Here is a 25,416-nt window from a genome sequence, read left to right on the forward strand (position 1 = left end):
CTGGCTCTTCGGCGTCGCCGAGCACTGGAACGCCGAGTTCGTCGGCTGGCACGTGACCAAGCACGGCACCCGGCACGAGGCACTCCAGGCCATGAGCATGGCCGTATCCGAGCAGTTCGGCCACATCGAGCGCGACGCCGCGCGGGGGCTCGCGCTGCGGCACGACCACGGCAGCGCGTTCATGTCCGACGACTTCCAGAACCAGCTGAAGGCCTGGGGCATCACGCCGAGCTACGCCTTCGTCGCCCAGCCCGAGACGAACGGCGTCATCGAGCGCCTCTTCCGCACCTTCAAGGAGCAGGTCGTGTACGGTCGGATCTTCCAGACGATCGACGAAGTGCGCGCCGCCGTGCGTGAGTTCGTCACTCGCTACAATACCGAGTGGCTCGTCGAGAAGAACGGCCTCGTCAGCCCCGCCGCCGCGCGCGAGAGGTGGATCGCGGCGTCGTTCAAGCAGGCCGCGTAGTGAAAACTATTGTCCAGGGAACCGGGTCCGATACACACTCAGATTGTCGCGCTACAGAAATTGCCGGAGACGTGATCGGATCTCGCTTCGAGGGCCATCCCGGGCCGTCGGCGGACTTCGCCCTCCTCCATGAACTTTGCCGCTTCACGGTAACGACACCGTCTGCATGAAGAGCCAGTTCAGCGCCGCCGCAATCGGCTCCGAGTGCCGGGCAGCGCTAGACTGGCCGGAGTCAAAGCGCACCGCCCAACTCATCCGTTTTTGCCTCAGGTGACGGTCCGCACGGGGGACCCGGCGAGGAAGGCGTCGATGCTCTCGACGACCTGGCTCCACAGCGTCTGCATTGCCCCTTCGCTCGCCCAGGCGACGTGCGGGGTGACGATGACGTTGGGGCGGTCGAGGATTGCCAGAAGCGGATTGTCGGACCCAGGCGGCTCGCTCGTCAGCACGTCGAAGCCGATACCGCCGATCAGCCCCTCATCTAGAGCCGTCACGAGGTCGGCCTCGTTCACTAGTCCGCCGCGCGCAGTGTTGATGATCAGCGGCCGCTGCCGCATGCGCCGGAACTCCGGCATGCCCAGCACGTCGCGCGTCTGCGGCGTCAGGGGGGCATGCAGCGTGATGATGTCGGCCGTCTCCAGCACCTCCTCGAACGGGGTATACAGTGGGCCAAGGCCGGACACGCCCTTGTGAGCCGAGAATAGCGGGACCATCCCGAAGGCACGCGTCAGGGCCGCCACCGACTGGCCGATTGAGCCCTCACCAATGATTCCGATGCGGCTGCCGGCCAGATCCCTGATCGGGTGTTTGAAGAAGCAGAACTGCCCGGCCTTCTGCCACTCGCCCATGATCACGTCCTGGCGGTAGCCAACGAGCGAGCGGCGCAGCGCTAGGATTAATGCCAGCGTGTGCTCCGGCACCGTGTTGACGGCATAGCCCCGCACGTTGGAGACGACGATGCTCTTTTCGCGGCACGCTTCGATGTCGATGGCGTCGTAGCCCGTCGCGGCCACCGTCACGAAACGCAGTTCCGGCAGCCGGTCGAGCGTCTCGCGCGTCAGTGGCACCTTGTTCACCACCGCGATCTCCGCCCCTGCCAGACGCTCAACCACGCAGTCCGGCGCCGTGTGCCCGTGCTCCTCCCATGAGTGCGGCGCCGCCGGGCGGGCGAGGACGACAGACGGACCGATGGTGTCGCGGTCCAGGAAGACGATGCGGGTCATGGCAGGCTCCTGCTGTGAGGGGGTGTACAATCGGAAGGGCGTGTCCATCCGCGGCAGATCAAGCTCAACGGGATTTCGCTTGTCACGGTGTGCGGCATACGGTATACCATATACCAGTCAACGGGAAAGCGTGATGTTGGTGGTCCAGTCCGTCGCAGAGCAGGTCCGTGAGACACTCACCCGAGCGATCATCGAGGGGGAACTGCTGCCGAATGCCGTCCTCAGCGACCGCCAGCTTTCGGAACAACTCGGCGTCAGCCGCACCCCCATCCGCGAAGCCTTCCACCAGCTCGAATCATCTGGCCTCTTGCGCCGCCGCTCCCGCGTGGGCTGGGTCGTGGCGGACCTGAAGCGCAAGGACGTTGAGGAACTGATCGAGCTGCGCACGATCCTGGAGGTGGCGGGCGTGCAGCGGGTGGTAAAATGGCCCGAAGCGGAGCTTGCCGCTCTCGCCGCGTCGTTCGACGTCTTTGCGCAGCCGCTCGACCCTGCTGCGTACGCAGCCTATCTTCAGCAGGACCGCGCGTTCCACAACACTCTGGTGAAGGCAACCGACAACAGCCGCATTGTCGAGGTTTACCGTGTGGTGGAATGGCAGATCGACCGCATCCGCCATCTTGTCTCATACCGCGTGCAGAATCGCGTAGATCACAGCTTCAAGGAGCATCGCCGCATCTGTGCCGCGCTCGCGTCTCGAGATGCGCCAGGAGCAGTCGCGGCGCTTGAGGGTCATTTCTCCAACGTGCAGAAGAAATTCGTGGAACTGCTGGAAGCGAACGCCGGCTCCTTCGGTTCCCGAAGCCAGGTCGAAGCCTCCGGTCTTCTTGGGAGACCGGATGCGGCGACCCAATCACCTTAGTCCCCGAACACCACGAACGCAAAAGAATGTATAGGGAGGTAACATGACTGCCCACGCGAAGATCACTCTCAAGGCGACGCTGCTGTCCTGCGCCGCAGCGGCAACTCTGTGGAGCTCGATGGCCCACGCGCAGACGACGGTACGGCTCGGCGTCGGCGACCCGATCGGCTCGTCGGTCGGCCAAACGGCGCAGTTTTTCGCCGACCGCGTCCGGGAAGCGACAGGCGGCGAAGTCGACATTCAGGTCTTCCCCGATGGCGTGCTCTTCGGCGGGAACCAGAACGCTGCAGTGAACATGGTCGAGAACGGCTCGCTCGATGCCACGATCCTGTCGACTTCGGTCTACGCGTCATTCGAGCCGTGCATGAATGCGATCAGCCTGCCCTACCTCTTCTCCGACTATAAGGAGTTCCGCCGTTATCTGGAGGGCGAGCCTGGGCAGAATCTGCTCGCCTCGCTCGACCGGCTGAACACGGAAGGGCTGGCGCTCATGATCCGGACCTTCCGCCACGTGACGAATTCGAAGCGACCCATCGAAACGCCGGACGACCTTCAGGGGTTGAAACTGCGCGTGCCGAATAACAAGCTCTGGGTCGAGTTCTTCGGGCCGCTTGGCGCGAATCCGACGCCGATGGCGTTCACCGAGGTCTATACCGCCCTCCAACTCGGCACCATCGATGGGCAGGAAAACCCGGTCGAGGTGCCGCTCGCCAACAAGTTCCACGAGGTCCAGGACTATCTCTCGCTGACCGGGCACCTGTCCGACGGCTATGTTCTGGCCTTCAACCAAGACCTGTGGGAGTCGCTCGACGCCGCGAGCCAGGACGCCGTGCTCAAGGCGGCCCAGGAGACGGCCCAGTTCAAGCTCGAGACGGATACGGCCCGCGAGGATGAGATCGTGGCCGAACTCGAAGGGCTGGGCATGCAGGTCAACCGCCTGAGCCCCGAGCAAAAGGCCGCCTTCCAGGACAGGGCGCTCGCGCTCTACCCGAACTTCGAGGAACTCGTTGGGGGGCAGTGCATGGACGAGACTCTCACGTTTCTCGGGCGGAAGTAACCTCCCGCCATGGCCCGGAAACCTGCCGGTCTCATGAGGCAGAGGGTGTCGGCGAGTGACGCCGGCCCCCCGCCGCACGAGGTCCACACCGTCGGCTCTCTGGAGCCGGCGGTCGCGGCCGGCGTTCGTCGGCGCAGGAGCGCGCTCTGGCGGATCGTGGACGGACTGTTGCTGTGCGGCGTCGCAGGCATGCTCGCGACCGTCACACTACAAGTCCTCTCCCGATTCTCGATGAGCTCGCTGCCTTGGACCGAGGAGCTAACCCGGTATCTCTTCATCTGGACGGCGTTCCTGGGGCTCGCCGCCGGATTCCGGACCACAGAGCACGCGCGAATCACTCTCCTGGTTTCAAGCCTGCCGAGGTCCCTTCGGATCGTCGCCGTCTATCTCTACGCCGCCGCCGGCTTTCTGTTCTTCGGAACAGTCACCTACACCGGATGGAACCTCGTGGTGCAGCAGTTCCGCAGCGGCGAGATGTCCCCGGTGCTGGATGTCGGCATGTATGTCGTCACGCTTCCCGTGGTGATCGGCGCCGTGCTGGCGCTGTGGGCGCACATCGAATCAATCTGGCTCGACGCCACCACGCGCAATCGCCTTGAACGCGGAGAGATGGTCGAATGAGCTGGACCCTGCTCGGAATCTTCTTCGGCCTCAGCCTCCTCGGCGTGCCGCTTGCGGTCTCGCTCGGCCTAGCGGCGACGGCGACCCTCTTTCTCTACGACCTACCGGTATCGATCGTCTCGCAGGCGATGTTCAACGCCATGAACAGTTTCCTGTTGGTGGCCGTGCCGCTGTTTATCCTTGCCGGCGCGGTTATGGAGCGCGGCGGTGTCTCCGATCGCATCTTCGCCGCAGCGAACGCCGTGGTGGGACGGTGGCGCGGCGGGCTCGGACAGGTCAACATCATCGCTAGCATGATCTTCGGCGGCATCTCGGGGTCCTCCGTCGCGGATGTCAGCGGCCTCGGGCCGCTGGAGATCAAGGCGATGACCGATCACAAGTATCCCCGGCCCTACGCCGCGGCTATGACCATGATCACCGCAACCATGGCGTCCGTGATCCCACCCAGCATCCTCATGGTTATCGCCGCCGCCACCGCCGGCCAGTCGATCGGCGCATCGCTCGCCGGCGGGCTCGGGCCGGCGGTCCTGATGGGCGTCGCGTTCATGGTGCTAAATTACTGGATCTGCGTGCGCAATGGCTACGGGATGCTCAGCATTCTGTCGCTGCGACAGGCGGCCCGGTTGGTGCTGGTCGCAATCCCGGCGCTCGGCGCGCCGGTCATTATCCTCGGTGGCATGTTCACAGGATTCGTGACGCCAACCGAGGCCGCCGGACTGGCCGTGTTGTACACACTGGCCGTGGGCGCGTTCTTCTACCGCGAGGTGAAATGGGGCGAACTTCCAAAGATGCTGATCCGGACAGGAATCACGACCGGCACGATCCTCTTCATCGCCATGTCGGCCGCGGCGGCGACCTACATCTTCACGATTGACGGGCTACCGATCAGGGTGAGCCGAGCCATCCTGTCGCTCTCCGACGACCCAACAATGGTGCTCCTGCTGATGGGGATCATCTTCGTAGTTGTCGGCATGTTCATGGATATCGTCGCCGCCATCCTGATCCTGGCGCCCGTGCTGATGCCGACCGTCGCGGCCACGGGCATCCACCCAATCCACTTCGTGGTTTTCCTGGTCACGGCGCTTTCGCTGGGCCTCGCGACGCCGCCCGTCGGTGTCTGCCTATTCGCGACGGCGAACGTGTCCGGGCTCAGCGTCGAGCAAATCGCTCGCGCCGCGATCCCTTTTTACCTAATCATGCTGGGCGTGTTGGTTGCACTCGCGGCCTTCCCCAGCATCACGCTCTTGCCCGCGCTGGCGCTCACCTGATCCGCGGCGCGAATCGCCCGCGGCTCCGACGTCCGCCAGTGGCCCACAAACAGGAGTCCCGTTTCATGCTCCGAACGCTTGAACAACCCTGGACGAGCTACGTGAACGGCCGCTGGGCCGAGGCTGGTTCCGGGAAGCGGCTTGAGATCGCCGATCCCGGCCGCACAGACTTTCCCGCTTCGGTCTACGACCTCGCACCGGCCGCCGCGGCCGACGAGGCCGTCGCCGCCGCGGCCGGCGCCTTTCCCGGCTGGTCCGAAACTCCGGCCGCGGCCCGTGCCGCCTTCGTCTACGACCTGATCGATGTGTGGCGCGGCCGGATCGACGACCTTGCGGAGATCGTCACCCGCGAGATGGGCAAGCCGCTGCGGGAGTCCCGGTCCGAGGCCACCCGCGCCGTCGAGGAAATGCGGTTCTGGGCCGGCGAGGCGCTGCGCCTTGGAGACCGCACCTTCGACAGCACGCGTCGGAACACCGAGGCCATGACGATCCGACAGCCGCTCGGTCCGGTCGCGGCGATAGCGCCTTGGAACTTCCCGATTTTGGCGCCGGTCCGCAAGGTCATCCCCGCGCTGATCTGTGGCTGCACAGTGGTCCTGAAGCCGGCCCTGCAGGCGCCCGGCGCCTCGGTCCTGTTCGTCCGGATGCTGGAGGAGGTCGGCGTGCCTGCCGGCACCGTCAACCTACTGATCGGCTCGGGCCGCGAGGTCGGGGAGCGGCTCATCCAGAGCGGGGACATCGCCGGCATCACCTTCACCGGATCGACCGATGTGGGACTTCACATTGCCTCCGTTGCCGCCCCGCGCAACGCCCGGCTCCAGCTGGAGATGGGCGGCAAGAACGCGGCCGTGGTCGCGAACTATGCCGACGTCGAGCACGCGGCGGCCGAAATCAGCGCGGCGGCGTTCGCCGTCGCGGGGCAGCGCTGCACGGCGGTCAGCCGCGTAATAGTGCTGGAATCGGAGAAGGAGGCGCTTGAGGCGGCACTCGTCCGGCGAGCGGAGGCGATCAAGGTCGGCTACGGGGCCGACGAGGGCATCGAGATGGGCCCGGTCGTGAGCGAGGCCCAACTCCGCCGCGTAGAGAGCTACGTCCGCTTGGCGGAAGAGGGGCAGGGTCGCGTCCTGACCGGCGGGCGCCGTCCACGCCGGGATGGAAACTATTACGCGCCCACCATCGTCACGGACGTACGGCCGGGTTCGCCGCTCTTCACCGACGAGATCTTCGGGCCGGTGCTCGTGGTGACCACCGCCGGCGACTTCGACGAGGCCGTGCGGCTCGCCAACGACACGCGCTACGGGCTGACCTCGGCCATCTTCACCGACGACATGAACCAGGCCTATGCCTTCGCGATGCGATCGCAGGCCGGGATGGTCCACGTGAATCACGGAACGACAAGCGAGGGGCATGTTCCTTTCGGCGGCTGGAAGCAGTCGGGACGGGGCGCTTTCGGCATCGGCGACACCTCGGCAGAGTTTTATACGACGCTCAAGGCTGTCTACCGCATGCACCGCCGGTAACGGGACGGACCTCTCAGGGAGAACCGCATTGAAGTATCAAAGGCACTTCGCGTTCGAGATGCCCGCGAAGATCGAGTTCGGTACAGGCATCGTTCGGCGGCTTGGCGAGATCGTGCAATTGACGTGCGGGGGCGCGAGGGCTCTCGTCGTCACCGACCGCGGCATCGTCGAGGCCGGAATCGCCACAAAGGTCACGGACGTGCTGGACGCGAAGGGGATCGGGCACGTCCTGTTTGCAGACGTCCAGCCAGAGCCCGACGCGAGCGGCGTCGAGGCGGCGGTCGAACTGTACCGTTCGGGCAATTGCGACGTCATCGTGGCGGTGGGCGGCGGCAGCGCGCTCGACACCGGCAAAGCCGTGTCGGTCATGCTAACCAATCCCGGCCACATTCGGGACTATGTCGGGCTTGCGCGCATCCAGACGCCCGGTGCGCCGCTCATCGCGCTGCCGACCACGGCCGGCACAGGCAGCGAAGCGACGATCTGGTCCGTGATCTCGGAGCGCGCGCGTGGCGATAAGTACGGCGTCGGCAGCGCCCACATGGTGCCGCGCGTCGCCATCTGCGACCCGGAACTCACCCTGACGCTGCCGCCACGCAACACAGCGGTGACCGGGATCGACGCACTCGCCCATGCGCTCGAATCCTACGTCAACAAGGCGACCCAGCCCGTCTCGGAGGCGCTCTCCGAACGTGCGATGGAGATGGTCGCGCGCTCCCTGCGCACCGCCGTTTTCGCTGGGGACAACGTCGCCGCGCGCGCGGACATGCTGCTGGCCTCGACCTTGGCCGCCATGGCCTTCAACCCGACGCGGCTTGGCCTCGCCCATGCGCTCGCCATGCCGCTCGGCGCACATGCGAAGATCCCGCACGCCGACGTGATCTCGATCCTGCTGCCGCCGGTGATGCGTTTCAACGTCTCGGCCAACCTCCCGAAATTCGCCCGCATCGCGGAACTCTTTGGCGAACAGGTGTCGCACCTTTCGCTGCGGCAGGCGGCCGAGGCCGGGGTGAGGGCGGTCGAGCAACTCATCGAGGACGTGGGTGCGCCGCGGTCGCTCGGCCTCTATGGCGTCGAGGAGAGGGACCTCGTTTTCTATGCCGAGGAAGGGATGAGGTCCGGCAACATCGCCGTGAACCCGCGCGCGACGAGCCAGAACGACCTGGTCGGCATCATGCAGGCGTGCCTCTGATGCCCGCACCATGGCCGTCACTCCGCCACCGAACTGGGAGGACTAGAACGTGGTAGAACTCCTTTGTCCGCCTTCTGTCCTGGTCGAACACTGCAGCGCGATCCTGCGCCACAACGGCTTGCCGCCCGACCACGCCCGAACCGTTGCGGAGTCGCTCGTCCACGCCAATCTGCGCGGCGTCGACTCACACGGCGTGAGCCGGCTTCCGATCTACGTCGAGCGTCTCCAACTCGGGCTCGTGGAGAGAAACCCGGACGTGCGGGTCATCGAGGACAGGGGCGCGATCCTCCTGCTCGATGGCGGGAACGGCATGGGGCACGTCGTGACGGCTCACGCGGTGGACCTGGCGCTCGAGCGCCTACAGGCTCACGGTACGGTCAGCGTCGGGATCCGCAACTCTAATCATTACGCGTCGGGCGCCTACTACGTCGAACGGGCGGCGGCACGCGACGCCATCGCCTTCCTGTACGGGAACGCCCCGCCGACTATGGCGGCCTGGGGCGGGGTCGATCCTTATCTCGGCACCAATCCATACACGTTCGCCGTGCCCACAGGCCGGCATGCGCCGATAGTCCTCGACATGGCGACCAGCGTCGTCGCCCGAGGCAAGATAATCCAGGCAGCCGCACGCGGCGTATCCATCCCGCAGGGCTGGGCTAACGATGCGCTGGGCCGCCCGACAACGGACGCCGAAGCGGCGCTCGACGGCAGCGTGCTGCCGTTCGGCGGGCCTAAGGGGTACGGTATCGCTCTTATGATCGACATTATGGCGGGCGTGCTAACCGGCGCGGGATTCGGGCCCCGGGTCGGCGACCTCTATCGTGAACTCGGCCGTCCGCAGGAATGCGGCGCCTTCCTCCAGCTCACGCATTCCGGCGCGTTCCAGCCCGTATCCACGTTCAAGGAGCGCATCGACGCGATGATCGAGGAGATCAAGTCCGGACAGCGAGCCAGCGGGGTGGAGGAGATCCTTGTGCCCGGTGAGATCGAGGCGCGGACAGCTGCACGAAGAAAGTGCGCAGGTATTCCAATGCCGTCAACTCTGCTCGACGAGCTGGACGGAATCGGCGCCCCGGCCGGCGTGTCGCTGCGCCAGGCGCTGCCCGGCGACGGACGCACGGCGACCGGGATATCCGCATAAGCGAAAGGCAGGCTCCGCAGCACGGGGCCAGCACGAGCAGAGAGGGAAAGACATGTTCATCGGGAAGCAGATCCGCCTGTCCCGCCTCCTCAACGCGGCGTCGGGGCGCATGCTCGCGATCACCGTCGACCACCCCATCACGCGCGGGGTCCTGCCGGGGCTTGAGGACATCGGCGGCGTCATGGCGCGGGTCGTGGCCGGGCAGCCAGAGGCCGTGACCATGCACAAGGGCATCGCCGAGAAGGTATTTTCGCCGTATGCCGGCAAGGTCGCGATGATCTTCAAGGCGACGGCGTACAGCACCGCCTACCACCCTTATTTCGACACGCCGGTGGCGGAGGTGGACGAAGCCGTGCGGTTCGGTGCGGACGCCATCTCGGTCGGCATGATCGTCGGTGGACCGGAGCAGGCAGCGCAACTCACCACACTTGGCCGCATCTCCCGCGACGCCGCGCTCGCCGGCATGCCGCTCGTCGCGCACATCTATCCTAAGGGCTCGATGATCAAGGATCAGTCCGACGCAGAGGCAGTCAAATATGCCTGCCGCGCGGGGGCGGAGCTAGGTGTCGACATCATCAAGACGACTTGGACCGGCTCCGCCGAGAGCTTCCTGCGCGTCGTCGAGGCATGCCCCGCACGGGTCGCGCTGGCCGGCGGGGAAGTCGGGCGAACGCTTGAGGACTATTTGCACATGACGCGCGAGGCGCTCGATATCGGGCTCGCTGGCGTGACCTACGGCCGGTTCGTATGGCAGCATGAGAACCCGACCGCCGTCATACGCGCCCTGGCCGCGCTCATGCACCAGGATGCCTCGGTTGTGGAGGCGCTCGAGGTCTACGACGAGACTGCGGCCCGCACCAGGGAGTGCGTCTGATGTTCGCAGGGATCTTCAAGGCACCCGGCGACGTCGCGTACGCGGAGGTGGCGACGCCAAAGGCCGGGTCTGGCGAATTGCTGGTCCGAGTTAAGGCCGCCACTATCTGCGGTACCGATATTCGAATCTATCGCGGCCGCAAGACCAAGGGGGTACGTACGCCCTCAATCCTCGGGCACGAGTTTTCGGGCGAGGTCGTGGATGTCGGGGCAGGGGTCGTCGGGTTTTCCGTCGGCGATGCCGTTTGCATGGACCCGGTGATTCCATGTCTGAAATGCGCCTACTGCAAGGCGGGTAGGGAGAATCTCTGCGCCTTTCGCACGGCGATAGGCTACGAGTTCGACGGGGCTTTCGCCGAGCATATACGTATCCCGGCGACCGGGGTGGCGTCGGGCAACGTCTACAAAATCGCGCCTGGCCTGTCGTGGGAGAAGGCGGCCCTCGCGGAGCCTCTCGCCTGCTGCATCAATGGCCAGGAGAACGCGCAGATTGCGATGGGCGACGACGTCGTGGTGCTCGGCACCGGCCCTATTGGCATGATGCACGTCCAACTCGCCAAAGCCGCGGGCGCGCGGCGCGTCGTCGTCAGCGAGCCCAGCCAAATGCGCCGCGAGATGGCGCTGCGGCTGGGCGCCGACGTCACCGTCGATCCCCGCTCGGAGGATTTGGGGGCTGTGGTGAGGCGGGAGACGGACGGGCTCGGGGCAAGCGTCGTCATCATCGCAATCGGCATGCCCGCGCTCGCGAACGATGCGTTGGCGCTCGTGCGCAAGACTGGCCGGGTGAACCTATTCGCGGGCTTCTCCAAAGGGGACATGCCGGCGATCGACGTCAACCTGATCCACTACAACGAGATCCTGGTCAGCGGCGCCAGCGCGCTGACTCGCCGCCAGTACGAGAAGGCGCTGCGGCTGATCGAGTCGGGCACGATCAAGGTCGAGGACCTCGTGACGCACCGCTTCCCGCTGGCCGACATCGGCGAGGCCATCCGGGTGGCGGAGAGCGGGACTGGCATCAAGGTGGCGATCGCAGATGCCTGAGGTCCTTCTAGGGATCGATGCCGGCACCAGCGCCGTCAAGGTCTGCGCGTTCGACCGCGCAGGCAGGATGCTGGACAAGGCCCAGCGGCCGGTCACGCTGATCACAGTGCGGCCACGCTGGGCCGAACTCGACCTCGAGGCATACTGGGACAGCCTGGCCGACGCGATCGGCGAAATCGTTGCGCGGCTCGGCAGCCCGGTCAGCCTTGGCCTGGCAACCACCTGCCCGACGACGGTCCTGCTCGACGAAGATCTGCGTCCGGTTCGGTGCGGCATTACGTACCTCGACAACCGTGCCGGCGGGCTCGTCGAGCGTTTCGAGCAGGTATTCCGGGGCGCCGACGCCTTCTTTGCGAAGACCGGCAATCGACTGAGCCCGTCGACGGCCTCGGTGCTCACCGTCCGCTGGGTCATGGAAAATGAGCCCGAGGCTTGGCGGCGGGTGTGCCACGTGGGGTTCCTCAACAGCTTCCTCGCGGCCCGCCTGACCGGGCAGGTCGGGGTGGATTGGACGCAGGCCTCCTATTCCGGCCTGTTCGCCCTTCACAAGCCAGGCAGGGCCTGGGATCCCAAACTGCTGAACGCGTTTGGGATCGACGGCACAAGGCTTCCGCCGATTCTGGCGCCTTACGAGCGGCTGGGCGTGGTCGGCGCGGAGGCGTCCGCGCGCACTTCGGTGGAGAGCGGCGTTCCGGTCGCGATCGGCGGCGCCGACACGGCGACCGCCGCTTTCGCGCTGGGCATCAACGAAGCGCGGACGGCCTTCGAGTCCGTCGGTACATCCGGCGTCGTCAGCTATTGCCTCGACGAGCCGAAATTCGACCCTACTTTCCTCAACCGGTGCCACGTCGTACCAGACCGCTGGCTGGCCCATGGCGCGATGTCCACGGCAGGCGGCGCCTTCGGCTGGCTGAAGGACAAGGTCTGGCCCGAATTCAACAGTCTCGCCGACCTGGAGCGTGTTGCAGCGGGGTCACCGCCGGGCGCCAACGGCGTCGTCTTCCTCCCTTATCTCTGCGGCGAACGCAGCCCAATCTGGGATCCGGCCGCATCCGGAAGCTGGGTCGGCCTGCGAATGGACACGTCCCGCGCCGATCTCGTCCGCGCCGCCTTCGAGGGCACGGCGTTCGGGCTGCGACAGATCGTGAGTCGGGCCGAAACCAGCTGGAACTGGAGACCGAAGCACATGCTGTGTGTCGGCGGCGGCGCCAGCAGTCGCTTCTGGGTGCAGATCAAGGCTGACGTGCTCGGAATCGAGTTCACATGTGCCGACTTGCCGGACGCCGCCGGATTCGGCGCGGCGCTGCTAGGCGGAATCGCGGCCGGCATCTGGAACGGCGTCGACGATCCTGCGCTCCCCCAAGTCAGGGCCGAGGGAGAGACGGTACGGCCGAGCGACGGCGCGGACACGGATGTCTATCGCCGTGCCGCCGCGATCTATGACGACCTCTATCCGGCGCTGGCGGGGCAAATGGCCCGCCTCGCCGCATGCTTCACCGTACCCGGGTGAGCGTGCATCGTACCACTCAGGGTGAACGCAAGTTCCACGAAAGGAAAAAATCATCATGACCCTTGGTTTTCGGATCGTGAAGGATCGTCCTCGTCCGCCTAAGAACATCGTGGCGGCGTTCCGGGATGTCCCCGTGGCCAACATTAGCGACAATATGAGCCGGATGTTCGCTGGCGGCCCCCTCCTGCGGCCCTATCACCGGCGCGGGCGGATGAGTGGCGTGGCGTTGACCGTGCGTACGCGACCAGGCGACAACCTCATGGTCCACAAGGCGCTGGACATGGCCGAGGCAGGCGATGTCATCGTTGTGGACGCTGGAGGGGACCTAACGAATGCGATCCTGGGTGAGCTGATGCTGGCTTATGCCCGCTCGCGCGGGGCGGCAGGTGTTGTTGTGGATGGAGCCATCCGGGACGTCGGCTCCATTGCGACGGACGATTTTCCTGTCTATGCCCGTGGGGCCACTCACCGCGGCCCTTACAAGGACGGCCCTGGCGAAATCAATGTGCCGGTATCCGTTGGCGGAATCGTTGTCGCGCCGGGAGACATCGTCGTTGGCGACGAGGACGGCGTGCTGGCCGTGCCTCTGGCCGAGGCGGAAGAGACCCTGGTCCGCGCTCGTGCGCAGCAGGAATACGAGGTGAGCGTGATGCGGAGCATTGTGGAAGGCAACTGGGACCGGACCTGGGTGGACCAGTCTCTCGCGGAAAAGGGATGCACGAACTGAGGAGCGCGGCTTCGACGGCGGCCGCGCGGCGCTCGCGGCGTGGCACGTGATGCGTGCTCCACGTGATCGTGGGCACCAATTCCAGACGATGATGGGCGACCCACGATCGCGTAGAATGAGCGCTCACGATGCCTGGAATACGCACACGTGACGGTGTCGATCGCACAGGTTCGGCCCCCGCGCACGCTCGCGTGCCGCGGTCCTAAGGTCGGCCGTTGGCCGACGCATCGCCTGCGTCGTCGCGATGCGCGCCGCTTGAGATCCGATCCGCGTTCGTGACGGCCTCGGCCGGCGACGAGCGGCGAAAGCGCTCGATCGCCGCGGCCAGATGACAGCCGACGGCGGCCCTGGCCCATTCCGGATTGCGCGCCCGCAGGCTGGCGATGATCTCGCGGTGCTGGCGGATGCTCTCGGCCATGTCCTCGTCGCTGTAGAGATAGAAGCCGCCGATCACCATCGGGAAGTCGAGCAGGCCGGAGCAGAACATCCTCAGATGCGCGCTCCCGCACGCGTCGAAGATGCCGTGATGGAACTCGTAATTCGCCCGGTGGACGTTGTCGAGATAGTGCTCGCCCTTTTCGGCGACCGCTCGCTCCATCGTGGCGTTGAGCTGCTCGATCCGGGCGAGCTGGTCGTCGGTGATCTTACGGGCCGCGAGGCTCGCGGCGTAGCCCTCGAGCAGGATGCGCAGATTGAAGATGTCCTCGGCTTCCGACCGGCGCCATTGCGTAACGACGGCCCCGCGCTTCGGCGCCGGCTCGAGCAGGCCCTCCTCGATGAGGCGCATGATCGCCGCCCGCACCGGGGTGCGGCTGACCCCGAGATCGCTCGCGACCATCTCCTCCTTGAGCTGCGCGCCGGGATCGTAGTACCCCGACATCAGGCGGCGCCGGAGCGTGACGTACACCTTGTCGCTGACCTTCATGCCCCGCCTCGTCCCGTCCGGCAGCACAGCCGCGACGCCCTCATTCCATCGGCTCGACGCGCTTCCTCGCACGGATGCGGGTCCAGACCGGCGCGAGCAGGGTCACCGCGATCAGCGCTATGATAGTCAGCGAGATCGGGCTCTGGAAGAAGTATCCGAACTCGCCGCCGGAGATCAGCAGCGCGCGGCGGAAGGATTCCTCGGCCATCGGGCCGAGGATGACGGCGAGCACGGCCGGCGCGGTCGGAATCGACAGTTTCTCCATGCCGAAGCCGATCATGCCGAAGCCCAGCATCATCCACACCTCGAACATGCTGTTGTGCACGGCGTAGGTGCCGACCGTCGTGATCGCAATGATCATCGGCCCAAGCAGCAGAGGCGGGACGCGCAGCACGTTGACGAAGGCCCGCGCCCCGAGCTTGCCGACGACGAACATCAGGCCGGACGTGATCAGCATCGTCAGCATGAAGCCGTAGACGGTGTCGGCGTTGTCGCGGAAGAGCTCCGGACCCGGGCGCAGCCCGTGCACCAGCAGCGCGCCGAGGATGACCGCGGCGACGGCGTTGCCGGGTACGCCCAGGGTGAGGGCCGGGATCAGGGTCGCCGCCGTGTCCGCATTGTTGGCGCATTCGGGCGCCGCGAGCCCGTCGGGCGCGCCCTTCCCGTAGAGCGCCTTGTTCTTGGTGACGCGGCGCTGCTCGTTCCAGGCGATCAGGGCGGCGACGTTGCCGCCGAGGGCGGGGATGAGGCCGATGAAGAGCCCGATCACGGAGGACCGCACCCAGACCGGGATAAGTCTGCGCCAGCGGATGCCGCCGCCCGCGCCGAGCGAGAGGCCCTTCGCGCCGACCGCGTTGGGGCCGAGCATCAGGTCGATCGCCGGCGGGATGGCGTAGAGCCCGGTGAGCAGGACGATGATGTTGATGCCGCTCAGGAGCTCGAGCGTGCCGAAGGTGAACCGCTCGGCCCCGGTGAGGCTGTCGATCCCCACCATGCCGAGCAGGAGGCCGAAGCAGGCGGAGAGGAAGCCCTTGACCAGGCTCGCGCTCAGCAGGACCGAGATGGTCGTGAGCCCGAACAGGGCGAGCCAGAAATAGGCGGCGGGGCTGAACTGGAGCGCGATCGCGGCGAGCGGCGGGGCGAGCAGGAGGAGCGCGACGGCGCTCACCGCGCTGCCGATCGAGGAGGAGACGAGGGAGATGTCGAGCGCCAGCCGGGCCTTGCCCTGCTTCGCCATCTCGTGCCCATCGAAGACGGTGGCGATCGCCGCCGGCGTGCCGGGAATCCGCAGCAGGATGGCCGGGATCGAGCCGCCGTACATGGCGCCATTGTAGATCCCGGCGATCATGCCGAGCGCGACGAGCGGCGTCATGCTGAAGGTCAGCGGGATCAGAACCGCGATCCCGAGCGTGGCGGAAAGCCCGGGGAGCGCGCCGACGGCGATGCCCACGGCAGTACCGAACAGCATCGCCAGCATCACGGAGGGCGAGAAGACGAGCGGCGCGGCCGCGAGGATATGATCGAGGATGTCCACCCTCAGCCTCCGATGAACCCGAGCATGGCCTCGCGCGGGAGTGGAATCGACAGCAGCAGCCGGAAGACGCCGTAGAGAACGGTGACGAAGGCGAGCGTGGCGAGGATCGCGATGCCCCAGCGCCGATAGCCCAGCACCCCGGCGAGCGCCGGCACCATCACCAGCGTCGCCGTGAAGAAGCCGGCCCAGGCGACGGCGAGCGTGTAGAGCACGATCACCAGGAGGACGAACCCGAACCGGGCGAGATCGCCGGCGCGGGCCTCGAACCGCGGATGGGCGCCCCGCGCCAGGGCCAGGGAGCATTGCCCGGCCCAGACGACGGCGAGCGCCGTGCCGAAGCCCAGCACGGCGAGCGGGAAATAGCTCGACTGGCCGCGATAGCCGGACGCTTCGATCAGTCCGCCGACGCCGAGGGCGCACAGCGCCAGGGCGACGGGCAGCTCGACGGCGGCCTTTCTCATGAAAGCTCTCCGATCAGCGACGCGATGGAGCGAACGGTCGGCGGACATGCGAGAGGCCCGCGCGGCGGCGGGCCTCCCGTGGCGAGGTCGGGATCACTCGACCCAGGGCTCGGCCGCCCAGAGCGCCTCGTAGGTGCCCTTCAGGCCCTCGAGGTGGCTCCGGAACTCCTCGGCGTTCATGAAGGCGAGCGCCAGGTCCTGCTCCTGCGCGGCTTCCCGGAACTCGGGATCGTTCACCGCCGCCTCGATGGCGGCCTGGAGCGTCTCGAGGACGTCCGCCGGGACGCCGGCCGGCGCGGCCATCCCGCGGTTCGAGCCCATGACGATGTCGTAGCCCTGCTCCTCGAAGGTGGGCACGTCGGGAGCGCCGTCCCAGCGCTCGCGCGCCATCTGGCCGAGCAGGACGAGGTTGCCCGCCTCTGCGTCCGCGACGGTCTCGCTCACGTTCATGGAGGCCATCATGATGTGCCCGCCGAGCACGGCGGCGCGCACGTCGGCATTGCCGGAAAAAGGCACGTGCTTGAGCTCGACGCCGGCCTGTCGCTCGAAGGCCAGGGCCGCGAGGTGGTCGTCCGAGCCGACGCCCGTCGTGCCGTAGGTCACGACGCCGGGATTGGCCTTGGCGTAGGCGACGAGCCCGTCCAGATCGTCGATCCCGCTGTCAGGCCTCAGGCTGAACGCGCCCGGATCGTAGATGATGTTCGCCACTGGCGCGAGGTCGTCCAGCTCGTAGCGGGTCTCGCGCTGCACGGGGATCGTGAGCAGGTTGGGCGTGTTGATGAAGCCGATCGTGTAGCCGTCGGGCTCGGCCAGCGCCAGCTCGGTGAACCCGATCTCGCCGCCCGCGCCGGGCCGGTTCAGGACGGTGATCGAGGCGTCGCCCCCCAGATGCTTCTCGATGAAAGGCGCGAGCGTGCGCGCCGCGATGTCGGTGCCGCCGCCCGCGCTGTAGGCGACGATCATGGTGATCGGACGCTCGGGATATTGCGCGTGGGCGGACGTGGTCGCGAACGCGGCCAGAGCCGCCACGCCGGCGATCGCCAGTGCCTTCCTCATGGTTTCCTCCTTCTCGGCTCCGGCTCAGGACCGTCCGAAGCTCGTCGTGTTTGCACGGAAAATTGTTTTCACGAATTAGCGGACGGGTAAAGGGGCGAACCGAAAGAAAAATCGGAGCGCCATTAAACTCCTTTATTCTCAATAAGTTGTTATCGTGCGAGAGCCGCATGGGGAAATCCGACCCACTCTGACGGGTTGCGCGGCGAGGCGTTTTTGTATTTTTTCTGTACGAAGATTAGACGCCGTCGGAGGATCTCCGACAGTCGGGAACAGGTGATGCGAGCAGCACAGGACCCCATCGGCGAGCGCCCTCCGGCGGTGCTCGTCATCGGCTGCGGCGCCGTCGGGCGGGCCGTCGTCGACCACCTCGCCGGAACGCCGGCGCGGGTCGTCGTGTCCGACCCGGCGCACGCGGGCGAGACACGCGGCGGCGTCACGGTGTCAGCGGCGGCGCCCGCCGATCTCTCGTGCTTCGACCTCGTCCTGGCGGCGGTGCCGGCTGGCGCGAGTGCCGCCGTCGCGGCGCGGGCGGCCGAAAGCCCCGGCGCCTTCCTCTACGTCGACCTGTCGTCCTCGCCGCGCGAGGCGATGCGCGAGGCCGCGGCCCGCTTCGAGGGGCGCCCGGCGGGCTTCGTCGACGGCGCCATCATGGGCTCCGTCGACCTTCACGGCGCGCGCACGCCGATCCTGCTCGCCGGCCCCAGCGCGCAGGACGCCGCGGCCGCGATGAACGCCCTCGGGTTCGTCGCGAGGGCGCTGCCCGCGTCGCAGGCGGGGGACGCGGGCGCCCTCAAGCTCCTGCGCAGCGTGCTGACGAAGGGGCTCGAGGCGCTCACCGCGGAGTGCTTCGTCGCGGCCCGCACGATGGGGCTCGAGGACGCGCTGCGCGGCGAACTGCGCGACATCGGCGAGACGCCCTTCGTCGATTTCCTCGATATGCTGCTGCGCACCCATGTGGTGCACGCGCCGCGCCGCCGGGGCGAGGTGGCGGCGGCCCTCGCGCAGCTCGAGGCCGTGGGCGCGCCGGCCACCGTGACGCACGCCGTGCTCGAGGCCTTCGCTCGGACCGCCGGGCGGCTGGAGGCCCAGCCCGCCTTCGGGAACGAGACGCCGGACGCCGGCGCGGCGCTCGCATGGCTCGGCGGAGACGACGCATGAGCAGCACCGATCGCAAGCCCGTGGTCTGCGTCCTGGACGAGATCCACCCCGCGGCGACGCGCCGGCTCGCGGCCGGCGCCGAGGTGGTGGGGCCGGGCGACGGGGCCGCGCGGCGCTGGGTCGAGGAGGCCGACGCCGTGATCGTCCGCAACAGCCGCGTTCCGGGCGAGGCCATCGCCCGGGCCCGCCGGCTGCGCGTCATCGGCAAGCACGGGGCGGGCACGGACAATATCGACGTGCGTGCGGCGGAGGCGGCGGGAATCGTGGTCCACGCGACGCCGGGCCTCAACGCGGACTCGGTCGCAGACCTCGCGGTGGGTATGGCCCTCGCCCTGGTGCGCGACATCCACGGGCACACGCTCGCGCTCAAGCGCGGCGCGCCGCTCGTCGGCGCCGCCCGCGTGGGCTACGAGATCGCGGAGCTGCCCGTCGGCATCGTCGGCTTCGGCACGATCGGCCGCGCCGTCGCGCACCGCCTGCGGCTGGGCTTCGGCGCGACCATCGCGGCCTACGATCCCGGCGTTCCGGCGACGGCCTGGCCCGACGCGATTCGCCGTCTCGATGCGCTGGAGGACCTCCTGCGCGAGAGCCGGCTCGTCTTCCTGCATCTGCCGCTCGTCGAGGCGACCAGCGGGCTGATCGACGCGCGGGCGATCGCCGCGATGCCGCAGGGCGCCTTCCTGGTGAACTGCGCCCGCGGCGGCATCGTCGACGAGGCTGCGCTCGCCGCCGCGCTGCGGGACGGGCGCCTCGGCGGGGCGGCGTCCGACGTGTTCGAGGTCGAGCCGCCCGGGCCGGACAATCCGCTGCTCGCCGTCCCCGGCTTCCTCGCCACGCCCCATCTCGGCGCCTCGACCCATGCGGGTCTCGAGCGCGTCGGCTCCGGCATCGTCGACAAGGTTCTCTCGAGCCTCGACGCCCCCGGCGCGCCACGCCCGGCCGCCGATCCCAACGCCATGGAAGGAAAACGCCGATGACCGTCGGTTTCAGGGTCTGCGCGCGCCGTCGCGCCGTATCGAAGGACGTCGTGGCGCGGTTCTCGGGGGTTCCCGTGGCCAATGTCAGCGATTCGATGAGCCGCATGACGGCGGCGGGAGCGCGGCTGAGGCCGTTCCACGCGCCCGGCGTCAGGCTCGCCGGCCCGGCGCTGACCGTCAAGACGCGCCCGGGCGACAACCTCATGGTCCACAAGGCCATCGACCTCGCCGAGCCGGGCGACGTGATCGTCGTCGACGCGGGCGGCGACCTGACCAACGCGATCCTCGGCGAGATTATGGTGGCGATCGCGAAGAAGCGCGGCGTCGCGGGCATCGTCATCGACGGCGCGATCCGCGACGTCGACGAGATACGCGCGTCGGGGCTCGCCATGTTCGCGGCGGGCGTGACCCATCGGGGGCCCTACAAGGACGGGCCGGGCGAGATCAACGTCCCGATCGCCATCGACGGCATGGTGATCGAGCCGGGAGACCTCGTGATCGGGGACGGCGACGGCGTGCTCTGCGTGCCCTTCGACCAGGCGCAGGCCATCCTCGCGGCGACGGAGGCGAAGCAGGCGGCCGAAGCGGTCGAAATCGCGGCCATCGCCGAGGGCACGAACGATCGCAGCTGGGTCGACGCGGCGCTCGCCGCGAAGGGCTGCACCATCCAGTCCTGAAGCCGGAGGCCCGATGTCCGCGACGACGACGAACCAGAACGCGGCGGGAGGGCCCACCCGGCTCGAGCCCGCCGTCACGCAGCGCACGCTCAAGCGCATGCCCCGCCGCCTGCGCGGCGTCCTCGCGCTCGACGATTTTGAGACGGCGGCGCGGCGCCACCTGCCGCGCCCGATCTTTGGATACGTGGCCGGCGCCTGCGAGACCGGCGCGAGCTTCGCCGCCAACCGCGCCGCCTTCGCCGCGCACGCCTTCGTGCCGCGCGTGCTCAGGGACGTGGGCGATCGCAGCCAGCGGCGCACGCTCATGGGGCGCGCCTACGAGCACCCCTTCGGCATCTCGCCCATGGGCCTGAGCGCGCTCGCCGCCTATGACGGCGACGTCGTGCTCGCCGCCGCGGCGCGCGCGGCCGGCATCCCCGCCGTGATGAGCGCGACATCGCTCACGCCGCTCGAACGGGTCGCCGCCGAGGGGGGCAGCCGCTGGTTCCAGGCCTACCTGCCGGGCGACGACGCGCGCATCGAGGCGATGCTCGCCCGCGTCGCGGCCGCGGGCTTCGACACGCTGGTCCTCACCGTGGACGTGCCCGTCTCGGGCAACCGGGAGAACAACGTCCGCAACGGCTTCGACGCGCCGCTCAAGCCGAGCCTGCGGCTGGCCTGGGACGGCGCGATGCGCCCGCGCTGGCTCGTCGGGACCGCGCTGCGGACCCTGGCCGCGCGTGGTATGCCGCATTTCGAGAACATGGACGCGCTGCGGGGACCGCCCATCGTCTCGCGCAACGTCGTGCGCTCGACGAAGGGCCGCGACCGGCTGGCCTGGCGCCACGCCGAGCTGATGCGCGCGCGCTGGAAGGGCTCCTTCGTCCTCAAGGGCGTGCTCGCGGCGGAGGACGCGCGCCGCGCGCGCGAGATCGGCTGCGACGGGATCGTCGTCTCCAACCACGGCGGGCGCCAGCTCGACGGGGCGATCGCGCCGCTCGAGGCGCTCGGACCGATCGTCGCCGAGGCGGGGAGCATGGCCGTCATGCTAGAGAGCGGGGTTCGGCGCGGCACCGACGTGCTGAAGGCGCTGGCGCTCGGGGCCGATTTCGTGTTCGTCGGCAGGCCCTTCCTGTTCGCGGCCGCGATCGCCGGCGAAGCGGGCGTCCGGCATGCCGTCGATCTGCTGGCCGAGGAGATCGATCGGGACATGACCCTGCTGGGGATCCGCACGCTCGACGAACTGAGCTCCGATCTCCTGCGCCCGGAGCGCCCGTGACCCGCGCGGCCGGATGTCGGCGGCGCGCGGTGGCGGCGCCCGGGAGCTCGACGCGCCTCGCAGGGTGGTGACATCTGGTCCGACCTCATCGCGCCGCGACGGGATCATGGATACGCGAGCACCGGATACGCCTTCCCTTAACAACTTGAAGATGCGCGATGTGTCCCGGGAAACCGGCGTAGACGCGGGCCTCGACCGGTGCCAAGCGAGGCAGATCGCCCTCGGAGAGGAAACGCCTCCGCGCGTGACCGGCCCGATCGCGTCTCGAGCGGCGTCGAACAGGCCGAGGGCCGCCGCATCCAGCGTAAGCGCCCTCCACGCCCCATTGCCGTGTGGGCTTGACGGCGGCGCGGCGGGAGCATGGGCCTGCAGATTTGATTGCACAGCTTTGGTAAGGTTGGTTGCACAGCTTTGCGCGTTTGTTGGCGCGCAAACCTTCACGCTGGTGCGCGCGCGGCCTTGAAGTTCCAGGGCAGAAGCTCGTCGAGGCGCGTCTTCGGGTGCCCGGCGGCAATGGCCTCGAGCAGGAAGGTCATGTAGGCGTAGGGCTCGACGCCGTTGAGCTTGCAGCTGCCGATCAGCGAGGCGATGCGCGCCCAGTTGCGGCCGCCCGCTAGGACGCGTCGTCTTCCCAGCGGGTGAGCTTGTAATTGACGGCCTTGGCGACCGTTGCGTTCTTCGACATCGCTGCGCGCTCGCGGTGGATCTAAATTTTAAGCTCGGCGCGACCAGTGATGGACGGCGGAATACTTCTCGTCAGTTTCGGTGTCGTTCACGCGCGACGACTAGACCGTACAGAGGAAGAGGTCTGCCAGGGCTACGTGATGGTCGGGAGTGGAGAGAGAGGCTCTCTGCCGGGCCGTCATGGAGGTCAACGATGAGTGACGTTGCAGTTTTGAATGCTCGGCGAGCCGCCAGCGGCGAGTACCGCGTCGACCCGAGCCGTGGTGAGCGGGTCGGGTCGAACGGCACTCCGTCAACATCGACCGCGACCGGCTCCAGTCCCACCAGCGAAAAGCCGAGTTCCCCGGCGGTCTCCCTCATTTTCGGGTGGCGCCGCCAAAGGCAGGAACCGTAATCGAATCGGACGCAGACGAGCAGCGGCTCCCGCGCCGCGCAGCGCGCCCGCGCCTTCGCGAGCGCCTCTCCGCAGGCGTCGGTGACGCGGTCCGTGCGCTGATCGATGAAGGGCACCTCGTCCACCAGCGCAACCGCGTGCCCACGCACGGACCCGCTCCATCTTGTAGCGGATCGTGCGGCTCGCATTCGCCGCCTCCTCCGCGCTTTCAGGCAGGCGCATGAAGCCCGCCCAGTTTACCGGCCGCGTCAAGTAGAAGCCCACCACCGCCTCTCGGCCTCCGACGTCCTGCATCTCCCCCCAACTCCGGAAAACTCTAGCGGCTTCTGCCGCCGCGCTTCGGGGAACGATAAACCGGGACATGTCAGATGGAGGATTGGATATGACGCACAACCGAAACGACACGCTCCGCATCGCCGAGATCGACTGGCCACGAGCCGCAGGGTCTCGCTGCTCCGGCAGGACCGGTGTCACCTTCGCCCTATCTCGTAAATGTAGGTCGCGCTCGAAGGCGCCTCGACAGCCCTGTGGTTCTCCCGACCCGGTCTCGTGACCGTTCGCCCTTACGCTTCCCTCGCCCTGCTCACACCTCCGACGTCATCCCGGCTGCTGCTCGCTCACGCGGCGGCGGCCGGAACTCGGTAGCTCTCGTTCTTGCTCATCATGGCCCACGCCATCCGCGCCATGCGGTTGGCCAGCGCGACGGCCACCAGCATGCGCGGCTTCTTCGCCAGCATGCGGGCCAGCCACGATCCCTCCGGCGCGCCCTTGCGAGCCGCCCACCGCACGACCCCGACGGCGCCCGTGATCAGGAGCCGTCGGATGTCCCTTTGCCCCATGCGCGTGATGCGGCCGAGCCGCTCTCGACCGCCGGTCGAATGCTGTCTCGGCGTCAGCCCGACCCAGGCGGCGAAGTCCCGTCCCTTGGCGAAGGTCTCCGGAGCGGGGGCAAAGGTGACGAGCGCAGTCGCGGTGATCGCGCCGATGCCGGGCATGGTCATAAGGCGCGCCACCGCCTCGTCTTGCGCCGCGCGCTCACGGATCTGCTTCTCGAGCGTCTCGATGCGCTCCGAGAGCCCCTCGATCTGGATGAGCAGCATGCGCGCGAGCTCGACCACGGCCTCCGGCAGCACACCGTCTTCGCCCTCGACGAGCGCCGTGAGGCGGCCCACGTGGGCGATGCCGGTCGGTGCCACGACGCCGAACTCGGCCAGGTGACCGCGCAGCGCGTTGATCGTCTGCGTGCGCTGCCGGACGAAGAGATCCCGCGTTCGGTACGCCATCGCCGACGCCTGCTGCGCCTCGGTCTTGACGGCGACGAACCTCATCGTCGCGCGTGTCGCCGCCTCGGCGATCGCCTCGGCATCGGTCGCGTCGCTCTTCTGCCTCTTCACGAACGGCTTCACGTACGCGGGCGGGATCAGCTTCACGGCGTGCCCGAGGTCCCCGATCGCGTGTGCCCAATGATGGGCGCTGGCACAGGCCTCCATCGCGACCGTACAGGCAGGTTGCGTCGCGAAGAAGGACAGGACCTGGCCGCGCCGCAGCTTGCGCCGGAACAGGACCGAGCCGTCCGCCGCCGCCCCGTGCACCTGGAAAACGTTCTTCGCCAGATCCACCCCGATGATGCTAACCTCGCCCATGGACGCTCTCCTCTGTAGCGGTCTTCAACACCACTACCTTGGCACATCGATGCCGTCGGGAGGGCGTCCACCCCATCGCTTGATAGCAGACCCGCACCACCCACGGCTGGCCCGACACGCTCGACGCGTCGGTGATCTACACCGCCATCGCCGGCGAGCCGGCGCCAGCGGTGCTGACGACGCTCGCCGCCCGGCGCGTCAAGGGCGGCTTTCTCGGGCTGCCGCGCGATGCGATTCGCGGATCCGGCTTCGTCGTCCGTTCCCTCCAGGCGGCGCTCTGGGCGGTGGCCCGCACGGAGACCTTTCGCGGGGCCGTGTTGCTCGCCGCCAATCTTGGCGAGGATTCCGACACCACCGCCGCCATCGCCGGCCAACTCGCCGGCGCCCTCTACGACGCCTCCGGCATGCCCGCCGCATGGCTGGACCGGCTCGCCTGGCGCGAGCGGATTGCGGAGACCGCGGCGGCGCTCTATGCGGAGACCCTGGCCCGAGGCGGTGCGGACTGAGCCGCGACGCAGCCGGGCGATCTCTGTGTCCGGCTCGCCCATCGATCCAACCTGGACCAGGACGGGGCCGTCACCGTAAACTCCGAGACGTCGGCTGGCTGACGGCTTTGGAAACCGGAGCCTCGCCCCAGGGTCCCTTGTATCGGACCCGGTTCCCTGGACAATAGTTTTCACTACGCGGCCTGCTTGAACGACGCCGCGATCCACCTCTCGCGCGCGGCGGCGGGGCTGACGAGGCCGTTCTTCTCGACGAGCCACTCGGTGTTGTAGCGGTAGCGAGTGACGAACTCGCGCACGGCGGCGCGCACCTCGTCGATGGTCTGGAAGATACGACCGTACACGACCTGCTCCTTGAAGGTGCGGAAGAGGCGCTCGATGACGCCGTTCGTCTCGGGCTGGGCGACGAAGGCGTAGCTCGGCGTGATGCCCCAGGCCTTCACCTGGTTCTGGAAGTCGTCGGACATGAACGCGCTGCCGTGGTCGTGCCGCAGCGCGAGCCCCCGCGCGGCGTCACGCTCGATGTGGCCGAACTGCTCGGATACGGCCATGCTCATGGCCTGGAGTGCCTCGTGCCGGGTGCCGTGCTTGGTCACGTGCCAGCCGACGAACTCGGCGTTCCAGTGCTCGGCGACGCCGAAGAGCCAG

At 67.9% G+C, this 25,416-nt stretch carries 24 protein-coding genes and 1 pseudogene; 17 read left to right on the forward strand and 8 right to left on the reverse strand.

Annotated features, from left to right (window positions below; genetic code table 11):
* Positions 1-466 (forward strand): integrase core domain-containing protein (locus G407_RS29030; protein WP_043540285.1); only part of this gene is annotated, 466 nt, incomplete at its 5' end.
* Between the two features lie 266 nt (positions 467-732).
* Here the strand turns inward: G407_RS29030 and G407_RS0120430 are convergent.
* Positions 733-1,689, reverse strand: coding sequence for a D-2-hydroxyacid dehydrogenase (locus tag G407_RS0120430; RefSeq protein ID WP_029032310.1), 957 nt, complete (start codon positions 1,687-1,689; stop codon positions 733-735).
* A gap of 133 nt (positions 1,690-1,822) precedes the next feature.
* Between G407_RS0120430 and G407_RS0120435 the strand changes: the two genes are divergently transcribed.
* The 11 genes from G407_RS0120435 (at position 1,823) to G407_RS0120485 (ending at position 13,498) form a co-directional block, all read left to right on the forward strand.
* Entirely contained in the window at positions 1,823-2,548 is a 726-nt protein-coding gene (locus tag G407_RS0120435; protein WP_029032311.1) for a GntR family transcriptional regulator, read from the forward strand.
* 43 nt (positions 2,549-2,591) lie between these two features.
* The gene (locus G407_RS0120440) at positions 2,592-3,605 is read left to right on the forward strand and encodes a DctP family TRAP transporter solute-binding subunit (protein ID WP_029032312.1); all 1,014 of its coding nucleotides are present in this window, start codon (positions 2,592-2,594) and stop codon (positions 3,603-3,605) included.
* Between the two features lie 45 nt (positions 3,606-3,650).
* On the forward strand, positions 3,651-4,226 hold the full coding sequence (locus tag G407_RS29035; RefSeq protein WP_169728814.1) for a TRAP transporter small permease: 576 nt from the start codon (positions 3,651-3,653) through the stop codon (positions 4,224-4,226).
* Positions 4,223-5,494 carry a TRAP transporter large permease gene (locus tag G407_RS0120450; RefSeq protein WP_029032313.1) on the forward strand — a complete coding sequence of 424 codons (1,272 nt, stop codon included), beginning with the start codon at positions 4,223-4,225 and terminating at the stop codon, positions 5,492-5,494. The genes G407_RS29035 and G407_RS0120450 overlap by 4 nt, the downstream gene beginning before the upstream one ends.
* A 65-nt stretch (positions 5,495-5,559) precedes the next feature.
* Complete coding sequence (locus G407_RS0120455; RefSeq protein WP_029032314.1) at positions 5,560-7,014, forward strand: aldehyde dehydrogenase family protein; 1,455 nt, start codon at positions 5,560-5,562, stop codon at positions 7,012-7,014.
* A 28-nt stretch (positions 7,015-7,042) separates the two neighbouring features.
* Positions 7,043-8,206 (forward strand): iron-containing alcohol dehydrogenase, encoded by a 1,164-nt coding sequence (locus G407_RS0120460; RefSeq protein WP_210163140.1) that lies wholly within the window; start codon positions 7,043-7,045, stop codon positions 8,204-8,206.
* Between the two features lie 49 nt (positions 8,207-8,255).
* Complete coding sequence (locus tag G407_RS29040; RefSeq protein WP_043540286.1) at positions 8,256-9,347, forward strand: Ldh family oxidoreductase; 1,092 nt, start codon at positions 8,256-8,258, stop codon at positions 9,345-9,347.
* Positions 9,348-9,399: 52 nt separating this feature from the next.
* A complete protein-coding gene (locus G407_RS0120470) occupies positions 9,400-10,221 on the forward strand; it encodes a class I fructose-bisphosphate aldolase (RefSeq protein ID WP_029032316.1) in 822 nt (273 codons plus the stop codon).
* Positions 10,221-11,261: a zinc-dependent dehydrogenase gene (locus G407_RS0120475; RefSeq protein WP_029032317.1), complete on the forward strand. Its 1,041-nt coding sequence runs from the start codon at positions 10,221-10,223 to the stop codon at positions 11,259-11,261. Before G407_RS0120470 ends, G407_RS0120475 begins: the two co-directional genes overlap by 1 nt.
* On the forward strand, positions 11,254-12,771 hold the full coding sequence (locus G407_RS29045) for a xylulokinase (protein ID WP_043540287.1): 1,518 nt from the start codon (positions 11,254-11,256) through the stop codon (positions 12,769-12,771). The genes G407_RS0120475 and G407_RS29045 overlap by 8 nt, the downstream gene beginning before the upstream one ends.
* 55 nt (positions 12,772-12,826) lie before the next feature.
* On the forward strand, positions 12,827-13,498 hold the full coding sequence (locus tag G407_RS0120485) for an RraA family protein (RefSeq protein WP_029032318.1): 672 nt from the start codon (positions 12,827-12,829) through the stop codon (positions 13,496-13,498).
* 202 nt (positions 13,499-13,700) lie between these two features.
* Here G407_RS0120485 and G407_RS29050 read toward each other — a convergent pair whose 3' ends face one another.
* The 4 genes from G407_RS29050 to G407_RS0120505 form a co-directional block, all read right to left on the reverse strand.
* The gene (locus G407_RS29050) at positions 13,701-14,423 is read right to left on the reverse strand and encodes a GntR family transcriptional regulator (RefSeq protein ID WP_052341679.1); all 723 of its coding nucleotides are present in this window, start codon (positions 14,421-14,423) and stop codon (positions 13,701-13,703) included.
* Positions 14,424-14,463: 40 nt separating this feature from the next.
* Positions 14,464-15,957: a tripartite tricarboxylate transporter permease gene (locus G407_RS0120495; protein WP_029032319.1), complete on the reverse strand. Its 1,494-nt coding sequence runs from the start codon at positions 15,955-15,957 to the stop codon at positions 14,464-14,466.
* 2 nt (positions 15,958-15,959) lie between these two features.
* Entirely contained in the window at positions 15,960-16,418 is a 459-nt protein-coding gene (locus tag G407_RS30740) for a tripartite tricarboxylate transporter TctB family protein (RefSeq protein WP_052341680.1), read from the reverse strand.
* A 93-nt stretch (positions 16,419-16,511) separates the two neighbouring features.
* Positions 16,512-17,474, reverse strand: a complete 963-nt coding sequence (locus G407_RS0120505; protein WP_043540288.1) for a tripartite tricarboxylate transporter substrate binding protein — start codon at positions 17,472-17,474, stop codon at positions 16,512-16,514.
* 276 nt (positions 17,475-17,750) lie between these two features.
* On the opposite strand from G407_RS0120505, the gene G407_RS29060 reads away from it, so the two are divergent.
* Genes G407_RS29060 through G407_RS0120525 form a run of 4 tightly spaced genes read left to right on the forward strand, consistent with a single transcriptional unit; the run spans position 17,751 to position 21,544 of the window.
* Positions 17,751-18,632 (forward strand): NAD(P)-dependent oxidoreductase, encoded by an 882-nt coding sequence (locus tag G407_RS29060; RefSeq protein ID WP_156917660.1) that lies wholly within the window; start codon positions 17,751-17,753, stop codon positions 18,630-18,632.
* On the forward strand, positions 18,629-19,609 hold the full coding sequence (locus tag G407_RS29065; protein WP_052341682.1) for an NAD(P)-dependent oxidoreductase: 981 nt from the start codon (positions 18,629-18,631) through the stop codon (positions 19,607-19,609). Before G407_RS29060 ends, G407_RS29065 begins: the two co-directional genes overlap by 4 nt.
* Positions 19,606-20,286, forward strand: a complete 681-nt coding sequence (locus G407_RS0120520) for an RraA family protein (RefSeq protein ID WP_029032321.1) — start codon at positions 19,606-19,608, stop codon at positions 20,284-20,286. Before G407_RS29065 ends, G407_RS0120520 begins: the two co-directional genes overlap by 4 nt.
* Before the next feature lie 13 nt (positions 20,287-20,299).
* Positions 20,300-21,544, forward strand: coding sequence for an alpha-hydroxy-acid oxidizing protein (locus G407_RS0120525; protein ID WP_029032322.1), 1,245 nt, complete (start codon positions 20,300-20,302; stop codon positions 21,542-21,544).
* A 437-nt stretch (positions 21,545-21,981) separates the two neighbouring features.
* Here G407_RS0120525 and G407_RS31335 read toward each other — a convergent pair.
* Positions 21,982-22,155: pseudogene (locus tag G407_RS31335) on the reverse strand (transposase domain-containing protein); the annotation flags it as partial.
* Between the two features lie 1,084 nt (positions 22,156-23,239).
* The gene (locus tag G407_RS0120535; RefSeq protein WP_029032323.1) at positions 23,240-24,265 is read right to left on the reverse strand and encodes an IS110 family RNA-guided transposase; all 1,026 of its coding nucleotides are present in this window, start codon (positions 24,263-24,265) and stop codon (positions 23,240-23,242) included.
* A gap of 170 nt (positions 24,266-24,435) precedes the next feature.
* On the opposite strand from G407_RS0120535, the gene G407_RS29070 reads away from it, so the two are divergent.
* The gene (locus tag G407_RS29070; protein ID WP_245259142.1) at positions 24,436-24,771 is read left to right on the forward strand and encodes an ADP-ribosylglycohydrolase family protein; all 336 of its coding nucleotides are present in this window, start codon (positions 24,436-24,438) and stop codon (positions 24,769-24,771) included.
* 173 nt (positions 24,772-24,944) lie between these two features.
* Here G407_RS29070 and G407_RS29075 read toward each other — a convergent pair.
* Positions 24,945-25,416, reverse strand: a 472-nt coding sequence (locus G407_RS29075) for an integrase core domain-containing protein (RefSeq protein WP_043540289.1), incomplete at its 5' end; no start/stop codon positions are given.

Origin of the sequence: Salinarimonas rosea DSM 21201 (assembly GCF_000429045.1) — a bacterium.
In the GTDB taxonomy this organism is placed as follows: domain Bacteria; phylum Pseudomonadota; class Alphaproteobacteria; order Rhizobiales; family Beijerinckiaceae; genus Salinarimonas; species Salinarimonas rosea.

Bases quoted from the DNA above. Each gene is read 5' to 3' on its own strand.
- G407_RS0120505 (WP_043540288.1), bottom strand. From the start codon at position 17,474: ATGAGGAAGGCACTGGCGATCGCCGGCGTGGCGGCTCTGGCCGCGTTC.
- G407_RS30740 (WP_052341680.1), bottom strand. From the start codon at position 16,418: ATGAGAAAGGCCGCCGTCGAGCTGCCCGTCGCCCTGGCGCTGTGCGCC.
- G407_RS0120470 (WP_029032316.1), top strand. From the start codon at position 9,400: ATGTTCATCGGGAAGCAGATCCGCCTGTCCCGCCTCCTCAACGCGGCG.
- G407_RS0120485 (WP_029032318.1), top strand. From the start codon at position 12,827: ATGACCCTTGGTTTTCGGATCGTGAAGGATCGTCCTCGTCCGCCTAAG.
- G407_RS0120450 (WP_029032313.1), top strand. From the start codon at position 4,223: ATGAGCTGGACCCTGCTCGGAATCTTCTTCGGCCTCAGCCTCCTCGGC.
- G407_RS0120475 (WP_029032317.1), top strand. From the start codon at position 10,221: ATGTTCGCAGGGATCTTCAAGGCACCCGGCGACGTCGCGTACGCGGAG.
- G407_RS29065 (WP_052341682.1), top strand. From the start codon at position 18,629: ATGAGCAGCACCGATCGCAAGCCCGTGGTCTGCGTCCTGGACGAGATC.
- G407_RS0120455 (WP_029032314.1), top strand. From the start codon at position 5,560: ATGCTCCGAACGCTTGAACAACCCTGGACGAGCTACGTGAACGGCCGC.
- G407_RS0120435 (WP_029032311.1), top strand. From the start codon at position 1,823: ATGTTGGTGGTCCAGTCCGTCGCAGAGCAGGTCCGTGAGACACTCACC.
- G407_RS0120430 (WP_029032310.1), bottom strand. From the start codon at position 1,689: ATGACCCGCATCGTCTTCCTGGACCGCGACACCATCGGTCCGTCTGTC.
- G407_RS0120440 (WP_029032312.1), top strand. From the start codon at position 2,592: ATGACTGCCCACGCGAAGATCACTCTCAAGGCGACGCTGCTGTCCTGC.
- G407_RS29050 (WP_052341679.1), bottom strand. From the start codon at position 14,423: ATGAAGGTCAGCGACAAGGTGTACGTCACGCTCCGGCGCCGCCTGATG.
- G407_RS0120525 (WP_029032322.1), top strand. From the start codon at position 20,300: ATGTCCGCGACGACGACGAACCAGAACGCGGCGGGAGGGCCCACCCGG.
- G407_RS29060 (WP_156917660.1), top strand. From the start codon at position 17,751: ATGCGAGCAGCACAGGACCCCATCGGCGAGCGCCCTCCGGCGGTGCTC.
- G407_RS0120535 (WP_029032323.1), bottom strand. From the start codon at position 24,265: ATGGGCGAGGTTAGCATCATCGGGGTGGATCTGGCGAAGAACGTTTTC.
- G407_RS29045 (WP_043540287.1), top strand. From the start codon at position 11,254: ATGCCTGAGGTCCTTCTAGGGATCGATGCCGGCACCAGCGCCGTCAAG.
- G407_RS0120520 (WP_029032321.1), top strand. From the start codon at position 19,606: ATGACCGTCGGTTTCAGGGTCTGCGCGCGCCGTCGCGCCGTATCGAAG.